The sequence below is a fragment of the Microbispora triticiradicis genome, assembly GCF_005864065.1.
Lineage (GTDB): Bacteria > Actinomycetota > Actinomycetes > Streptosporangiales > Streptosporangiaceae > Microbispora > Microbispora triticiradicis.
Genome location: NZ_VANP01000006.1, coordinates 368,680 through 385,526, shown reverse-complemented (window position 1 = coordinate 385,526; position 16,847 = coordinate 368,680). Strand labels below are relative to the sequence as shown.

Annotated in this window: 15 protein-coding genes; 10 read left to right on the top strand and 5 right to left on the bottom strand. The window is 72.3% G+C overall.

The features are described from left to right. A complete protein-coding gene (locus FED44_RS18435) occupies positions 1–5,190 on the bottom strand; it encodes an Lhr family helicase (RefSeq protein WP_187406108.1) in 5,190 nt (1,729 codons plus the stop codon). Between the two features lie 130 nt (positions 5,191–5,320). Between FED44_RS18435 and FED44_RS18430 the strand changes: the two genes are divergently transcribed. The 6 genes from FED44_RS18430 (at position 5,321) to FED44_RS18405 (ending at position 8,998) form a co-directional block, all read left to right on the top strand. Next, the gene (locus tag FED44_RS18430; RefSeq protein ID WP_138461413.1) at positions 5,321–5,809 is read left to right on the top strand and encodes a VOC family protein; all 489 of its coding nucleotides are present in this window, start codon (positions 5,321–5,323) and stop codon (positions 5,807–5,809) included. Between the two features lie 70 nt (positions 5,810–5,879). Next, a complete protein-coding gene (locus FED44_RS18425) occupies positions 5,880–6,074 on the top strand; it encodes a DUF3046 domain-containing protein (RefSeq protein WP_117409364.1) in 195 nt (64 codons plus the stop codon). A gap of 204 nt (positions 6,075–6,278) precedes the next feature. Next, positions 6,279–6,740, top strand: a complete 462-nt coding sequence (locus FED44_RS18420; RefSeq protein WP_138461412.1) for a hypothetical protein — start codon at positions 6,279–6,281, stop codon at positions 6,738–6,740. After that, positions 6,737–7,045, top strand: coding sequence for a winged helix-turn-helix domain-containing protein (locus FED44_RS18415; RefSeq protein ID WP_117409362.1), 309 nt, complete (start codon positions 6,737–6,739; stop codon positions 7,043–7,045). Before FED44_RS18420 ends, FED44_RS18415 begins: the two co-directional genes overlap by 4 nt. Next, positions 7,038–7,916: an ABC transporter ATP-binding protein gene (locus FED44_RS18410; RefSeq protein ID WP_117409361.1), complete on the top strand. Its 879-nt coding sequence runs from the start codon at positions 7,038–7,040 to the stop codon at positions 7,914–7,916. The genes FED44_RS18415 and FED44_RS18410 overlap by 8 nt, the downstream gene beginning before the upstream one ends. Next, on the top strand, positions 7,913–8,998 hold the full coding sequence (locus FED44_RS18405; RefSeq protein WP_117409360.1) for an ABC transporter permease: 1,086 nt from the start codon (positions 7,913–7,915) through the stop codon (positions 8,996–8,998). The genes FED44_RS18410 and FED44_RS18405 overlap by 4 nt, the downstream gene beginning before the upstream one ends. Positions 8,999–9,045: 47 nt before the next feature. On the opposite strand, the gene FED44_RS18400 is transcribed toward FED44_RS18405, so the two are convergent. Further along, on the bottom strand, positions 9,046–9,321 hold the full coding sequence (locus FED44_RS18400; protein WP_117409359.1) for a hypothetical protein: 276 nt from the start codon (positions 9,319–9,321) through the stop codon (positions 9,046–9,048). A 330-nt stretch (positions 9,322–9,651) separates the two neighbouring features. Between FED44_RS18400 and recA the strand changes: the two genes are divergently transcribed. From recA to FED44_RS18380, 4 genes are all read left to right on the top strand, one after another. After that, a complete protein-coding gene (gene recA / locus FED44_RS18395) occupies positions 9,652–10,785 on the top strand; it encodes a recombinase RecA (RefSeq protein ID WP_117409358.1) in 1,134 nt (377 codons plus the stop codon). An 8-nt stretch (positions 10,786–10,793) separates the two neighbouring features. Further along, a complete protein-coding gene (locus FED44_RS38470; RefSeq protein ID WP_138461411.1) occupies positions 10,794–11,714 on the top strand; it encodes a regulatory protein RecX in 921 nt (306 codons plus the stop codon). A gap of 287 nt (positions 11,715–12,001) precedes the next feature. Further along, a complete protein-coding gene (gene rny / locus FED44_RS18385) occupies positions 12,002–13,627 on the top strand; it encodes a ribonuclease Y (protein WP_138461410.1) in 1,626 nt (541 codons plus the stop codon). A gap of 143 nt (positions 13,628–13,770) precedes the next feature. Continuing rightward, complete coding sequence (locus tag FED44_RS18380) at positions 13,771–14,451, top strand: DUF305 domain-containing protein (RefSeq protein ID WP_138461409.1); 681 nt, start codon at positions 13,771–13,773, stop codon at positions 14,449–14,451. A gap of 29 nt (positions 14,452–14,480) precedes the next feature. Here FED44_RS18380 and FED44_RS18375 read toward each other — a convergent pair whose 3' ends face one another. The 3 genes from FED44_RS18375 to FED44_RS18365 form a co-directional block, all read right to left on the bottom strand. Beyond that, positions 14,481–15,218 (bottom strand): type 2 periplasmic-binding domain-containing protein, encoded by a 738-nt coding sequence (locus FED44_RS18375; RefSeq protein WP_138461408.1) that lies wholly within the window; start codon positions 15,216–15,218, stop codon positions 14,481–14,483. Positions 15,219–15,295: 77 nt separating this feature from the next. Continuing rightward, complete coding sequence (locus FED44_RS18370; protein WP_117409353.1) at positions 15,296–16,171, bottom strand: amino acid ABC transporter permease; 876 nt, start codon at positions 16,169–16,171, stop codon at positions 15,296–15,298. Then, positions 16,168–16,836: an amino acid ABC transporter permease gene (locus FED44_RS18365; RefSeq protein ID WP_117409352.1), complete on the bottom strand. Its 669-nt coding sequence runs from the start codon at positions 16,834–16,836 to the stop codon at positions 16,168–16,170. Before FED44_RS18365 ends, FED44_RS18370 begins: the two co-directional genes overlap by 4 nt. Between the last annotated feature and the right edge of the window lie 11 nt (positions 16,837–16,847).

The following is a 16,847-nucleotide window of genomic DNA, read 5'->3' as shown; positions in this document are numbered from 1 at the left end:
TCAGCCGCGGATGCGCAGACCACGCGGGGTGGGGTGGAACCCGGCGGCCTCCAGGGCATCCGCCAGGGGGGAGCCGGTGATCGAGGTGCCGTCGGCCCGTTCGACGGTGAGCTTGCCCAGCGCGCCCCGCCGTACGGAGACGGCCAGGGCCTGCACGGCCGGGCGCAGGTCCTCCTCAGAGCCGTAGGAGAGCAGGGTCTTGCCGCCACGCTCGACGTACAGGACGAGGGAGCCCTCCACCAGCACCACCAGCGCGCCCGCCTTGCGGCCCGGCCTGTGGGTCACGTCGTCCGCGCGCTCGGGCCAGGGCAGCGCGGCGCCGTACGGGTTGGCCGGGTCGGCCGCGGCCAGCACGACCACCGGCCGGGGCGGCGGCGGGGCCGGGACCGACCACAGGTCCTCCTCTGGCGAAAGCCCCGGCAAGGGGGATGACGGGGAGGACGACGGAGAGGACATGGCACGCATCCGGTCCACCGCGCCAGGAAGGGCGAACTGGGCGCCCCCCAGCCCTTCGACGAAGTAGCCGCGGCGGCACCGCCCGCTCTCCTCGAAGGCGCGCAGCACCTGGTAGACGGCGGAGAACCCGCCGGGCAGGCGTTCGGCCGTGACGCCGCCCCTGGTTAACACCCCGTGCCGTTCGAGCAGCACCTCCGCCTGGGCGTGGGCCCGCTGGGTGCCGTCGCCCGCCGGCGCGGGAAGCGGCCACCATCGGCCGCTCACGGTCGGCGGGCCGCTCCTGGTGGGCAGGACGGCCCGGCGGCGCCTGGTCGCGGCCGGACGGTGGGCAGGCCTTCCGGTGCCCAGCGCCGAGCGGAGCGGAGCCAGCGTGTCCCCGGTGACGCGGCCCGCCCAGACGAGGTCCCACAGCGCGGCGGACAGCGTCAGGTCGTCCGGCGGCCCGTTCGCGGTGAGGCCCTCGCCGGGCGCCGGGGTGTCCGCGGCCGACCGGCCGAGTATGCGGGCCCGGCGGGACGCCGCGGCGTCCGGACCGGTGCCGGCCGCGCCGCCCGCCCCGCACGCGGCCGCCCCTATCCGGTTGGACAGCTCGCGGAAGAACAGCGCCCCGCCGCCGCCGAGGATCTCCAGGATCCCCTCGTGCAGGGGGGTCATGGTGATCTCCGCAGGCGCGGGCAGCAGCAGCGGTGCGGTGTCGGCGAAGTAGAGCGAGACCCAGCCGTCCCCGCCGGGCAGGGAGCCCTGGCCGGCCCACACGACCTCACCGGACGAGGTCAGCTCGTCGAGCAGGGCCGGGGAGTATCCGGGCACCCGAGCGGGCAGCACCAGCGACTCCAGGGCCGAGGCGGGGACCGCCGCTCCCTGCAGCCGTTCGATCGCGCTGATCAGCGTGTCCATCGCCCGCGCGGCTCCGTGGACCTCCGGCCGCCCCTGCCGTGGTGGGCCGGGAGGTCCGCCGGGGCCCGGGTGGCCGGTGCCGCCGTCGTACCCGACGGGACGGCCGCCGGTCGTCGCGATGCTCTGCGGTGCGATCCCGTGCCAGGCGGGCAGGAAGGCGGCCAGAACCTCGGACGGAACCGGCTCCACCTCCTTGCGGAGCCGGGCGAGCGACCGGCGCCGCAGGAGCCGCAGCACGTCCGCGTCGCACCACTCCTCGCCCCGGCCGCCGGGCCGGAACTCGCCCGAGACGATCCTTCCCGACCCGGCGAGGCGGCGCAGCGCCTCGTCCGCCACCGCGACGCCGACCCCGAAGCGGGCGGCGGCGGTCCCGGACGAGAACGGGCCGCGGGTGCGGGCGTGCCGGGCCACCAGGTCGCCCAGCGGGTCGGCGGCGGGCCTGCCGGGACCGCCGGAGCCGTGCGCACCGCCGGTCGGCGGCTCCAGGAACTCGTGCGGCACGCCCACGGGCAGCGGCACGCCCAGGGCGTCACGCAGCCGCCAGGCGTCCTCGACGGCGGCCCACTGCTCGTGACCCGCCACGCGCACCCGGATGGCCCTGCGCGCCCGCTCCAGGTCCGCCAGCCACGCCGGGTCGCCCTCGCGGATCGAGACGTCCTGGGCGAGCAGCGGGCCGTGCGAACGCAGCAGGTCCGCGAGGTCCTCGGCGTCCCGCAACGGCCTGTCGAGCCGGGCCAGTTCCCGCTCGGTCTCCGCGAGGACGTCGGGGTCGAGCAACTCCCGAAGATCGGCCTGCCCCAGCAGCTCGGCCAGGAGCGCGGTGTCGAGGGCCAGCGCCTGGGCCCGCCGCTCCGCCAGCGGCGCGTCGCCCTCGTACATGAAGGCGCCGATGTAGTTGAACAGCAGCGACGCGGCGAACGGGGACGCCTGGGAGGTCTCCACCTCGACCACCCGCACCCGGCGGGCGGCGACGTCACGCAGGAGCCCCACCAGGCCGGGAACGTCGAAGACGTCCTGCAGGCACTCGCGCATCGTCTCCAGGACCACCGGGAAACCGGCGTACTTGCTCGCCACGCCCAGCAGGTGGGCGGCCCGCTGGCGCTGCTGCCACAGCGGGGTGCGCCTGCCCGGAGAGCGCCGGGGGAGCAGGAGGGCACGCCCGGCGCACTCCCGGAAGCGGGAGGCGAACAGCGCGGAGCCGCCCAGCTCCTCCACCACGATCTGCTCGATCTCGTCGGCGTCGAAGACCGCCACGTCGGTCGGCCCGTCCTCGAAGGTGTCCGGGACGCGCAGCACGATGCCGTCGTCGGAGTGGACGGCCTGGACGTCCGCGCCGTACCGCTCCCGCAGGCGGCGCCCGATCGCGAGCGCCCACGGCGCGTGCACCCGCGCGCCGTAGGGGGAGTGGAGCACCACCCGCCAGTCGCCCAGCTCGTCGCGGAACCGCTCCACCACCAGCGTGCGGTCGTCGGGCACGTATCCCGTCGCCTCCCGCTGCTCTGTCAGGTAGGAGAGGAGGTTCCCGGCGGCGTACTCGTCGAGGCCGGCCGCGCGGACGCGTTCGAGCGCCGCCCGGGCGTCGCCCCGGCCGCCCGCCCCGGCCGCCGACAGCTCCCGGAGGAACGCGCCGATGGCCCGGCCCAGCTCCGCGGGGCGGCCCGGCGCGTCGCCGTGCCAGAACGGCAGCTTGCCCGGCCGGCCGGGAGCGGGGGAGACCAGCACGCGGTCGGCCGTGATGTCCTCGATCCGCCAGGAGGTCGCGCCCAGCACGAACACGTCGCCGACGCGGGACTCGTAGACCATCTCCTCGTCCAGCTCACCCACCCGCGAGGCCTTGTCGCCGACCAGGAACACGCCGAACAGCCCCCGGTCGGGAATCGTGCCCCCGTTGGTCACCGCCAGGCGCTGCGCCCCCGGACGGCCGTGGAGGGTCCCGGTCACCCGGTCCCACACGACGCGCGGCCGCAACTCGGCGAACTCCTCGCTCGGATAACGCCCGGCCAGCATGTCGAGCGTCGCCTCCAGCGCGGTGCGCGGCAGCGTGGCGTACGGCGCGGCCCGGCGCACCAGCGCCTCCAGCGAGTCGACGGTCCACTCGTCGAGCGCGGTCATCGCGACGATCTGCTGCGCCAGCACGTCGAGGGGGTTGCGCGGGTAGCGGAGCTCCTCGATCCGCCCGGCGCGCATGCGCTCCGCCACCACCGCTGTCTGGACCAGGTCGCCCCGGTACTTGGGGAAGATCACACCCCTGGACACCGCGCCGACCTGGTGCCCGGCGCGGCCGATGCGCTGCAGCCCGCTGGCCACGCTGGGCGGCGCCTCCACGCAGGCCACCAGATCGACCGAGCCCATGTCGATGCCGAGCTCCAGGCTGGAGGTGGCGACCACCGCGGGCAGCCGGCCCGACTTCAGCGCCTCCTCGATCTGGGCGCGCTCCTCCTTGGAGACGGAGCCGTGGTGCGCCCGCACCACCTCGGGGATCGCGCCGCCCGACACGCCCGCCTGCGCCATGAACTCCGACGGCATGACCCCGGGGCTCGCCAGCCCAGGCCCCGTGAGCCCTGGTCCCGGCAGCGCAGGTCCCGTGACGCCCGGTCCCGCAGGTCCGATTCCCGTGAGTCCCGGTGCCGAAGGTCCGGCTTCCCCGGCCGGAGGAGCGGCCTGTCCGTGGTCTGGTCCGTCGCGGTGGCCGGACCACTGCGCGTGCAACCGCTCGAAGGCCTCCGACCAGTGGGCCGGATCCACCCCGTCTGTGCCCCCGTCTGTGCCCTGCCCTGTGTCTCCACCTGTGCCTCCACCGGAGGCGGAGGAGGCCTGCCGTTCCCAGGCGAGCTCGTTGAGCCGGGTGCACAGCCGCTCGGACAACCGTCGTGAGTTGGCGAAGACGATCGTGGACCGATGGGCCTGGATCAGGTCGAGCAGGTGCTCCTCGACATGCGGCCAGATGCTCCGCCGGTGCTCCGCCGGCTCGCCCTCGGCGCCGGGAGGGGGCGGCGCGAGCTCGGTCATGTCCTCGACCGGCACCACGACGTCGACCTCGATGACCTTCTCGGCGGGCGGCTGCACGACGGTGGCCGGACGCGTCCCGCCGAGGAAGGCCGCCACCTCCTCGACCGGGCGCACGGTCGCCGACAGGCCGATGCGCTGGGCCGGCGCGGGCAGCAGGGCGTCGAGCCGCTCCAGCGTGAGCGCCAGGTGGGCCCCGCGCTTGGTCGACGCGACGGCGTGGACCTCGTCCACGATCACGGTCTGCACACCGCGCAGCGCCTCGCGCGCCTGCGAGGTGAGGAGCAGGAACAGCGATTCGGGCGTCGTGATCAGGATGTCCGACGGCCGGGCCGCGAAACGGCGCCGCTCCTCGGCCGCGGTGTCGCCGGAGCGGATCGCCACCGATATGTCGGGGGCCGGCAGCCCCATCCGCAGCGCCGTCTGCCGGATGCCGGTGAGAGGGGCGCGCAGGTTCCGCTCCACGTCCACCGCCAGGGCCTTCAGCGGTGAGACGTACACGACACGACAGGGACGCGCCGGTTCCCCGGCCTTCGCCCGGCCGCCCGCGCCCCCGGAGCGCCGGCCGGGCGATCCGCCGTGCCGGTCCCGCGGGCCCGCCGTCTCGCCCCGCCCGGTCGCGTGCTCGACGGCCAGCCGGTCGATCGCCCACAGGAAGGCCGCGAGAGTCTTGCCCGACCCCGTGGGGGCGACCACGAGTGTGTTCTCACCGCGGGCGATCGACGACCACGCGCCCTCCTGCGCCGAGGTCGGCGTCGCGAACGCCCCGGTGAACCACTCCCTGGTCACCGGGCTGAAGCCGTCGAGCGCACCCACCCGCCCATCATGCATCGCCCCACCGACAGAAAACGCCACGCCGCCTGGTCGCGGTGGCCGCCCGCCCGCGGCACGGGTGGAACAGGACGTGCCCATCGGGCGACCGGGGGCATGACGAGGGCAAAACAGGACAATCTTCTTGAGTATGGAAATCGACTACGCGGCCGTCGAGGTGGCGCGCACCCGCATCCGGGAGCGCTACCTCGGCGAGCGCCGTGCCGCAAGCAGCGCGAGGGGCCTGCACCACTTCGCGTTGATCTCATCCGACGTCGAGCGGACCATCCGCTTCTATCACGAACTCCTCGAGTTCCCGCTGACCGAGATCTTCGAGAACCGCGACTACCGAGGGTCGAACCACTTCTTCTTCGACATCGGCAACGGGAACCTGCTGGCCTTCTTCGACCTCCCCGGACTCGACCTGGAGCCGTACAAGGAGGTCCTCGGCGGCCTCCACCACATCGCGATCTCCGTGGAGCGGGCGACGTGGGAGCGCCTGCGCGGCAAGCTCGACGCGGCCGGCGTGCCGTACCAGGAGGAGAGCGGCAGCTCGATCTACTTCCGGGACCCGGACGGCGCTCGCCTGGAACTCCTCGCCGACCCCCTCGGCGAGATGTACGGCGCCCGCGTGATGTGACGGGATGGGCGCGGCGTCACGGTCGCCGAGGGCGGTGAGGCCATTCCGCCTAGGGGGCCATACTGAACGCATGCGCCTCACCGACTTCTGGAACAGGATGCGCCGCCACTTCGGCGAGGCGTACGCGGAGTCGTGGGCCAAGGACTACGTCCTCGCCGGTCTCGGCGGGCGCACCGTCGAGCAGGCCCTCGCCGAAGGCGTGGCGGCGAAGCAGGTCTGGCAGGCCGTCTGCCAGGCGGTCGACGTCGATCCCAAACTGCGCTGACGCACTGCCGCGTGGCATCGGCGTCGCACCGCTGAACAGGCCGCGGGCCCGCACCAACGCCGGCCGCCACCTCCTCCTCCGCCTCGCGATCACGCCACTCTCCCGGGCGGTTTCCGTCTCCGACGGTCAGTCGCCCATGGCAAGTACTTGAACGCCGGTTGAGCGTTTGCTATCGTGTTGATCGGATGAATGGGGAGGAAGCGCATGAGTGGAGATCACTTCACTCCCGACGAGGCTCTCCGGGAGATCGGGCGGGTGGACCGGCAGGTCAGGCGGTCCGCTCGCGGCCCCGGGCGGGCGTACCTGCTCGTGGGGCTGGCCACGATGGTCTACTGGCCGGTGATGTTCCTCGGCGGCGGCGTGTGGCCGTTGATCGGCGGGCTCGGGTGGATCGCGCTGACGGTGGCACTCTGCGTGTACTGGGCCAGGCTGCGGGTCCACGACCGGCTGCTGAAGCGGGTCAGGAAGCCCGTCGAGGCGGCGTACGTGGTGACGATGGCGCTGCCGTTCGTCTACGGCGTCTGGCTGATGCCGCCCACCCTCACGGTGGGATCGACAGTGGTGCTGCTCGCGCTGGCGGTGCTCGCCGGACTGCCCCTGGTGTACGGCGGGCTCCTCCTGATGAGGGACTCGCCCGCGGGGGCCCCGCTGACGAGGGACCGATGACCGCGCACCCGCGTCACGAGCTCGACGAGATCATCCACGCCCCGGTGCGGCTGTCGATCGTGGCGGCGCTGGCCGCCGCCGAGAAGGCCGATTTCCGTTTCCTCCGCGACACGATCGAGGTCAGCGACTCACTGCTCAGCAAGCACGTCCTCACACTCGAAGAGGCCGGCTACGTCCGTGTGGAGAAGACCTTCGTCGGCAAGCGGGGGCGCACCTGGCTCTCGCTGACCGAGCGGGGACGGGCGGCGTTCGAGAACTACATGGACGTGCTCCGGCGAATCATGGAGGCAACCCCCCGTGCTTGAGATCGACGGACTGCGCAAACGCTACGGAGACAAGACCGCCCTCGACGGGGTGGGCTTCACCGTACGGCCCGGCGAGATGTTCGGCTTCGTCGGCGCCAACGGCGCGGGCAAGACGACGACGATGCGCATCGTGATGGGCGTGCTCGGCGCCGACTCCGGGGAGGTGCGGCTCGACGGGCGTCCGCTGGGTTACGACGACCGGCGCGCGTTCGGCTACATGCCGGAGGAACGCGGCCTCTACCAGAAGATGAAGGTCGCCGAGCAGATCGAGTACTTCGGCCGGCTCCACGGCCTCGCCCCGGCCGCCGCCCGCACCGCCACGGACGCCCTGCTCGAACGGCTCGGCCTGGTCGAGCGGCGCGACGACGCGGTCGAGGCGCTGTCGCTCGGCAACCAGCAGCGCGTGCAACTCGCGGTCGCGCTCGTCCACGAGCCGACGGTGCTGATCCTCGACGAGCCGTTCTCCGGCCTCGACCCGCTGGCGGTCGACGCGCTGGCGGAGGTGCTCAAGGACCGCGCCGCCGAGGGCGTGCCGGTCATCTTCTCCAGCCACCAGCTGGACCTGGTCGAACGGCTCTGCGACTCGGTCGGCATCATCTCCGCGGGCCGGATGGTCGCGTACGGCCCGGTCGCCGAGCTACGGGAGCGGGAGGGCCGCGGGGTGCTGCGCGTCGTGGTCCGGGACGCCGCGCCCGGGTGGGCCGACGGCCTGCCCGGCAGGATCGCCCGCGAGGGCGACCGCGACGTCCTGCTCTGCGAGGAGGGAGACGACCAGGCCGTCCTCCGTACGGCGATGGGCGCGGGGACGGTCGAGCACTTCGGGCGGCGGCAGCCGACCCTCACCGAGATCTTCAGGGAGGCGGTGGCATGAACGGGCTGTTGCTGGTGGCCCAGCGGGAGGTCCGCACGCGGATCCGGACGAAGTCCTTCCTGATCAGCCTGGCGATCAGTGCGATCCTGGTGGCCGCGCTGGCGTTCCTGCCGAAGGCGCTCGGCGGCGACGGCACCTTCGACGTCGGTGTGGTGGGCCCGGCCCCCGCGCCCGTCACCCAGCTCTCCTACTCGCGGTATCCGGACGAGGCGGCCGCGCGGAAGGCGGTGATCGGCGGAGACGTCGACGCGGCCCTGATCGGCGGTGACAGGGTCATCGCGAACGGCGAGCTCGACCAGCGGCTGGGGCTGATCCTCGAAAGCGTCCACCGGGACGAGCAGATCAGGGCGGCCGGGGTCACGGTCACGCCGCTGCGGGTGGAGTCGGTCGGCGCCGACGCGCGGTACCAGGGCGTGCGCACCGGCATCGCCACGCTGCTCGTGATGGTGCTGTTCTTCCTGTTCATCTACTCCTCGATGTACGTCGCGATGGGCGTGGTGGAGGAGAAGGGCAGCCGGATCGTGGAGATCCTGCTGACCTCGGTGCGCCCGTGGCAGCTGCTGGGCGGAAAGATCGTCGGGCTGGGCGTCCTGGGGCTGGTCAACCTCGCCGTGGTCGTCGCCGCCGGGCTGGCCGCGTCGGCCGCGACCGGCTTCGCGGCCGACCTGCCGCCGGGAATGGGCGGGATCGTCGTCAGCGCGCTGGTCTGGTTCGTGCTGGGCTACGCGTTCTTCGCCGTGCTCGCCGCCACCTTCGGCTCGCTGGTGTCGAGGCAGGAGGAGCTGAACACGGTGCTGACGCCGATGACCACGCTCATGATGCTGACCTACGTGACGGCCTACTTCGCCGCCGTCCAGCCCACCGGCACGGTCGCGCGCGTCCTGTCGCTCGTGCCGCCGTTCTCCTCCATGGTCATGCCCGTGCGGACGGCGGCCACCGGCGTTCCCCTGGGAGAGATTCTCATCGCCGTGGCGCTCATGATCGTGGCGGTCGTGGGCGTGCTGCTGTTCGCCTCCCGGGTGTACCAGCGCGCGGTGCTCCGTACGGGCGCCCGGGTCAGGCTGGGCGAAGTCCTGCGCTGACCGCGTACGGGACCGGGCTCGGCGGGTTCTAGCGAGGTCCCGGCGGGTCAGAGCGGCCGGGTGAGCGTCGAGTGGATCGTCTCGGCCGCGCGGCCGGGATCGTCGGCGCTCTCCTGTCCGCCCGGGGCCCACAGGAACACCCAGCCCTCCCCGGAGGGGATCGCGAAGACGATCGTCTGCCTGCCGGTCTCCGGGTGCCAGACGGAGAGGACGGGGGTGTCTCCGCCGATCAGCCGGGCGGCGAGGCCGTAGCCGGGGAGCCGGGCGGCGAGTGCCTCCAGGTAGGCGAGGCGCTGCCTGCCAAAGTCGCCGGTGCCCGTCACGAGGCCCCCTTCGCGGGAGATCCAGCTTTGTTACAAGGATCGTCGCAGGTCAACGGGACGACAACCATGAACGGGTAACGCCCGGGAATGTAACGCCGCCGGGAACTCCGGCCGGTTTCCCGACACCGGCGGCGGTTCCTCATGTGATCGAACAGTCGTTCGGCTATATTGGTCTGGTCGCCCATGGGGTGCGCGCCGCGCGCGGCGCCCGGACGCGGCGGACCGCCGTACCCGCCCTCCGGGCGGTGTGCGGGAAGCTCAGGAAAATGTCGGTCGCACCCCGTAGCTTTTCGGTGACCGAGCAGACGACCACCCTCCAGGGGGCACCCAATGGCAATCAACGACCGCGAGAAGGCCCTTGAGACCGCCCTCGCGCAAATCGAGCGGCAGTTCGGCAAGGGCAGCGTCATGCGTCTCGGAGACGACGCGCGTGCCCCGATCGAGGTCATCCCCACCGGCGCCATCGCTCTCGACGTGGCTCTCGGCATCGGCGGCTTCCCCCGGGGCCGGATCGTGGAGGTGTACGGTCCGGAGTCCTCCGGTAAGACGACGGTCGCCCTGCACGCCGTGGCCAACGCCCAGAAGGGCGGCGGCATCGCCGCCTTCATCGACGCCGAGCACGCCCTCGACCCCGAGTACGCGAAGAAGCTGGGAGTCGACGTCGACGCGCTGCTCGTCTCCCAACCGGACACCGGTGAGCAGGCCCTCGAGATCGCCGACATGCTGATCCGCTCCGGCGCCGTCGACATCATCGTGATCGACTCCGTGGCGGCCCTCGTGCCCAAGGCGGAGATCGAGGGCGAGATGGGCGACAGCCACGTCGGTCTCCAGGCCCGCCTCATGTCACAGGCGCTGCGCAAGATCGCCGGCGCCCTGAACCAGACCCGGACGACCGCCATCTTCATCAACCAGCTCCGCGAGAAGATCGGCGTGATGTTCGGAAGCCCCGAGACCACCACGGGTGGCAAGGCGCTGAAGTTCTACGCGTCGGTGCGGCTGGACGTGCGCCGGATCGAGACGCTCAAGGACGGCACCGAGCCGGTCGGCAACCGGACCCGGGTGAAGGTCGTCAAGAACAAGATGGCCCCGCCGTTCCGCCAGGCCGACTTCGACATCCTCTACGGCATGGGCATCTCCCGCGAGGGTGGTCTGATCGACATGGGCGTCGAGCACGGGTTCGTGCGGAAGGCGGGCGCCTGGTACACGTACGAGGGCGACCAGCTCGGGCAGGGCAAGGAGAACGCCCGCAACTTCCTGAAGAACAACCCCGACATCGCCAACGAGATCGAGAAGAAGATCAAGGAGAAGCTGGGGGTCGGGCCGCGGCTCGACACGCCGAGCGAGACTCCCGCCGCTCCGGCCGCCACGGCGCCCGCGCCCACGTCGGGCCGAGCGACCGCGTCCGCGTCCGCGTCCGGCCGGGGCAGCAAGGCGGCCGCCGCGCCCAAGCCGGGTGACGTCTGAGCGCAGGCATGAGGCGCGACGAGCCCTCCGGCCCGGACGACGAGTTCGGGCCGGGGGACTGGAACTCGGGACCCTGGGGGCCGGTCCAGGAGTCGGCCGGTCCGGCCGACGACGCGTCCGCGACGATCGCCGCCCTGCGGGCGCAGATCCGCAGGAGTGAACGGCGAGCCCCGGACGGCCAGGAAGCACAGGCGGACCAGGGAGCCCGGGAAGCGCCGGCAGCACCGGACCGGGAAGGGCTCGGGGACCGGGAGGCGCTGGGAAACCGGGGCGGGCTCGGGGATCGGGAAGCGCCGGGAGGGCTGGGAGGCCGAGGAGGCCAGGGAACTCGCCGAGGCCGGAGGGCGCGGGGCGAGCGGCGTGAGCGGTCCGGCGGGTGGCTGCCGGACGGGCCGCGGGAGGGCGGCGCGGCGAGCGAGGGGCCGCCGGCCGATCCCGAGGCGGTGGCCAGGGCCATCTGCCTGCGGCTGCTGACGATGGCGCCCAGGACCCGGGCCCAGCTCGCGGACGCCCTGCGCAAGCGGGACGTGCCCGAGGAGGCGGCGAACGCCGTGCTGGAGCGGTTCTCCGAGGTCGGGCTCATCGACGACGAGGCGTTCGCCGCCGAGTGGGTGACCTCCCGGCACGCCGGACGCGGCCTGGCCCGGCGCGCGCTGGCGCAGGAACTGCGGCGGCGCGGCGTCGCCGAGGAGACGGTCGAGGACGCCCTGGAGCGGCTCGATCCCGACGAGGAGACCGAGACCGCGCGCAGGCTGGTGGAACGCAAACTGGCCGGTACGCGCGGGGTGGAGCCGCAGGCGCGCATGCGGCGGCTGGTCGGCATGCTGGCCCGCAAGGGATACTCACCCGGCCTGGCGTTCCGCATCGTCCGGGAGGCGATCGAGGCCGAGGGCATACCCTCCGATGGGCTTCCCGACAGCTTCGAGTGAGCTATAGCACCATGCAAAAGTCGCTTGACAGGGCATCTTTGCTTGCTCGTTACCTCTCTGACGCTTAATCTCGACCGCAGTGAGGAGTTACTCCGCGCAGCGCGGATTGCCATAACGGTGAACCACGACGGACGAGGACTTTGGCCGGCCTTCGGGCCATATCGGCCACCCTTCGGGGTGTCCGGGCGATGTGACGATATTTGTCCTGGTGACGCCACCGGGCTCTGCCGTGCTGCGCGTGTGACCCCTGCCATGAGGTTGTCGTGAGGCGATAGGGGTGAGCGCGCATGGACACGATCGTGATCGTTCTTGCGGTTGCGGTGGTGCTGCTGGCTCTCGTGATGATCGCCGCCCTTTTCATAGTCGTACGCCGCACCGCCGGAGTCGCCGCGCCGTCCGGTCCCTCACCCGAGCAGCTCGCCGAGGTCAAGGCCGAGGTCAACGAGGAGCTCGAACGGGCCCGGCGGGAGGCCGAGGAGATCCGTACGAAGGCGGAGCGGGACGCGGGGGAGATCCTCCAGAAGTCCGAGTCGCTCGCCGAGAGCGCGGCGCTCACGCGCAAGGAGGTCGAGGAGGAGGCGCGCCTCCTCAAGACCGAGCTCAAGGAGCTGCGCTCCGACCTGGAGCGGCGGGAGAACCGGCTGGCCGAGCGTGAGCAGCGGCTCGACGAGGAGGCGCGCAGGCAGGCCGAGCGGGCCCGCAAGCTGGCCGAGACAGAGACGGAGCTGGCCGACCGCCGCGAGGATCTGGAGCGGGTGGCCGAGCGGCGCAAGGAGATCCTGGAGCGGGTCGCGGGCCTGACGGCCGACCAGGCCAAGGCCGAGCTGGTCAAGGAGATCGAGAACCAGGCCAAGCGGGAAGCGGCCCTGATCGTCCGGGAGATCGAGAGCGAGGCCCGCAAGGAGGGCGAGAAGCGCGCCTGCAAGATCGTGACCCTCGCCGTGCAGCGGGTCGCCACCGAGCAGACGGCCGAGTCGGTCGTGAGCGTCCTCCACCTCCCCGGCGACGAGATGAAGGGCCGGATCATTGGCCGCGAGGGCCGCAACATCCGGGCCTTCGAGTCCACCACCGGCGTCAATCTGATCATCGACGACACGCCCGAAGCGGTGCTTCTGTCGTGCTTCGACCCGGTTCGCCGGGAAACGGCCAGGCTGACGTTGGAGAAGCTCGTGCTCGACGGGCGCATTCATCCCCAGCGCATCGAGGAGGCCCACGAGCGCAGCAAGGCCGAGGTGCGGGACCTGTGCGTACGCGCGGGGGAGGACGCCCTGGTCGAGCTGGGCATCACCGAGATGCACCCCGAGCTGATCACCTTGCTCGGGCAGTTGCGCTACCGCACCTCCTACGGCCAGAACGTGCTCAAGCACCTGATCGAGTCGGCGCACATCGCCGGGATCATGGCCGCCGAGCTGCGGCTCGACCGCGACCTCGTCAAGCGGTGCGCTCTCCTGCACGACATCGGCAAGGCGCTCACGCACGAGGTCGAGGGCAGCCACGCGATGATCGGCGCGGAGATCGCCCGCCGGTACGGCGAGCACGAGGACGTCGTCCACGCCATCGAGGCGCACCACAACGAGGTGGAGGTCAGGACCGTCGAGGCCGTCCTCACCCAGGCCGCCGACGCGATCAGCGGCAGCCGGCCGGGCGCCCGGCGCGAGTCCCTTGAGGCTTACGTGAAGCGGCTGGAGCGCCTGGAGGAGATCGCCCAGTCGTACGACGGGGTGGACAAGGTGTTCGCCATGCAGGCGGGCCGGGAGATCCGCGTCATGGTCCGGCCCGACAACGTCGACGACATCCAGGCCCAGGTGATCGCCCGGGACGTCGCCAAGCAGGTCGAGGAGGAGCTGACCTACCCCGGTCAGATCCGCATCACCGTGGTCCGCGAGTCCCGCGCCACCGAGTTCGCCCGATAACCCCGGCCGCCGCGGCGGGGAAGCACCGTCGGCGCGGCCTTTGGTGGGCACTAACCGGATATGGGGCGAATGTGCTATACCCCTACGTATCCTCCGGTTTCGCCGGTGTTCCCCCAGCCCTCGAAGCAAGCGAGCGTACGGTCATGATCTCCTCCACCCCGTACCGGGGGCTCCTCGTGCTCGCGCTGGCGGCCACCGCGATCAGTGCCTGTACGGCGGAGACGGAGGCCCCCAGGGCCTCCCGGACTCCCGCGGTGAACATCGTGCAGCCGGGCGCGCCGGGCCAGGGCAGCAAGGTCCTGCCGGCCGGCGAGGTGCCGCGCTCCGAGGACCAGAAGTACACCGACGCCGACGTGCGGTTCATGCAGGGGATGATCCGGCATCACTCCCAGGCCCTGCGCATGACCGCGCTCGTCGCCGGCCGCAGCGAGAGCAAGGACCTTCCCCGGTTCGCGAAGCGGATCGAGATCTCCCAGCAGGACGAGATCGACCAGATGGTGCGCTGGCTCAGGGCCCGGCTCCAGCAGGTGCCCAGCGTGGGCTCCGGCGCCGGGCACGACCACGGCGGCGGGGAGCCCATGCCGGGCATGCTCACCGACGCGCAGTTCGCCGAGCTGGAGCAGGCCAAGGGGGCGCGGTTCGACCGGCTCTTCTACGAGGACATGATCCAGCACCACATGGGCGCGCTGACGATGGTCGAGCGGCTCTTCGGCGACGGGGGAGGCGGCGAATCGGAGATCAACCAGTTCGTCACCCACGTTGACGGGGACCAGCGCATCGAGGTCGACCGCATGCGCACCCTCCTCGCGCAGCTGAAGGGATAGCCGGCGGCGTACGGCCACCGATCGCACCGTCACCGGTCCAGGGACGGGGGCGTGGTGTAGCGGGTGGCGAGGACGCCGAGCTGGTCGATGACGGCCCGGTTCCAGCTGCCGTCCTCGAACATCCGGCGCAGCGCGTCGTTCACCTGGTCGCGCAGGGCGGCCGTGCTGGTGGCGATGCCGTACTTCTCGGTGGACAGCGGCCTGCCGCTGAACCGGAACCTGCCGGGATACCGCGCCGACAGCCCGGCGAGCACGGGCGCGTCGGCCACGATGGCGTCGGTGCCACCACGGGCGAGCAGCGGCGCGCAGGCGGCGGGCAGGTTCGCCTCGGCGAGGAAGAACCGCCGCCAGCGGGCGCCGAACCTCGCCACGAGCGGCGCGGCGGACTCCCGGGTGGCGCAGACCCGCTTGCGGGCCAGGTCGCGGGGCCGTCTGATCGACAGATCGTCGGCCCGGACGAGGACGTCGGTGCTGGTGACGAGGTACGGTCCGGCGATCGGCCGGGAGCCCGCCGGGCCGGTGACACCGACGACGAGGTCCGCGTCTGCCGTGCCGGCCGTGTAGACGATCTGGTCGTCGCGGTAGCCCAGGGCCCGGGCCACGTAGTGCGCGACCTCGACGTCGAAGCCGCCGAAGTGCCCGTCGGGCATCCGGGTGACCAGCCCCGGCTGCCCCGGGCGCACACCGATCACCAGCCTGCCGTCGCCCCCGCACCCCGCGAGGCATCCGGCCGCCAGGACGCCGATCACGGCGAGGCCACGCCACACGCGCTCAATATCGAGGTCGCGTACGCGCCGCCGCCAGCAGCGACACGGCAAAACTCCCTTGACCCGGGAGCGCGGGCTCAGCGGACGAAGGCGACCTCGCCGCCCGCCCGCTCGGCGGCGGCCGGATCGGCCGTGACCTTCCTGCTGCGCCGGCTGCGCCGTTCCAGCCAGGCGGCGAGATAGCCGAGCGCCAGGTTGATCGCGATGTAGACCGCCGCGATGACGATGACCGACGGGATCAGGTTGGCGTAGTTGGCCGGCACGACGCGGGCGCCCGCGTTGAGCAGGTCGGCGTACGCCACGACGAACCCGAGCGCGGTGTCCTTGAGCAGCACCACGAGCTGGCTCACGATGGCGGGCATCATCGCGGTGACCGCCTGCGGCAGCAGGATCAGTCGCATCACCTGGTTCTTGCGCAGGCCGATCGCGTAGCCCGCCTCGGCCTGGCCGCGCGGCACCGCCAGGATGCCCGCGCGGACGATCTCAGCCAGGACCGACCCGTTGTAGACCGTGAGACCGAAGACCACGGCCGTGAACTCGGTCACGACCAGCCCGGCCAGGCTCCCGCCGTACTGCGCGAAGAAGATCAGCATGAGCACCGGGACCGCGCGGAAGGCCTCGACGACCACCGCGGCCGGGATCCGCACCCAGCGGTGGTCCGACAGGCGGGCGATGCCGAACACGGCCCCGAACAGCAGCGCGAGCACCGCGGCGAGCGCGGCAGCGACCAGCGTGTTCAGCAGTCCGGGCAGGATCAGCTCGGTCCAGGTGTCGGCCCGGAGGAACGGCTGCCACAGCTCGCCCTTCCACTGGCCCTTCTCGTCGAACTTCGTCCAGACGAAGTACGCGACCAGCAGCAGGACGACGCCGAACGCGAGGGTCAGCGCGTTGTTGCGCAGGCGGGCGCGCGGGCCCGGGACGTCGTAGAGGACGGTGGCGCCGCGCTCGGTCATCGGACCACCGCCAGGCGCCGCGCCAGCCGGCCGGACAGCAGGTTCAGGGGGAGGGTCAGCACGACGAACCCGGCGGCGAAGCCGAGGAAGATGGGGATGATCGCGTCTCCGTGGGCGTCGAACAGGTTCTTCATCCGCAGCGCGGCCTCCATGACGCCGATCGCCGCGGCGACCGTCGTGTTCTTGACCAGCGCGTTCAGCAGGCTCCCGAGGGGCGCGATGACCGTGCGCACCGCCTGGGGGAGGATCACCAGGCGGAGCGTCTGCAGGAACGTCAGGCCGATCGCTCGGGCCGCCTCCGCCTGGCCGAGGGGCACGGTGTTGATCCCGGCCCGCACGACCTCGCAGACGAAGGCGGAGGTGTACGCCGACAACCCGATGATCGACAGCCAGAAGCTGTTGAGCGACAGGTCGTCGGAGAACTGGACGTCCATCACCGTGCCCAGGCCGAGGCCGCAGAACACGATGATCAGTGTGAGGGGCGTGTTGCGCAGCACGTTGACGTACAGCGCGCCCGCCCCCCGCAGCACCGGCAGCGGGCTCACCCGCATGGCGGCCAGCGCGATCCCCCAGACCAGCGAGATCAGCCCGCTGACCACCGTGAGCTTCACCGTCAGCCAGAACGCGCCGAGGATGACGGGAAGCTCGTCGACCACGGCCTCCACCGCCGGCCTCC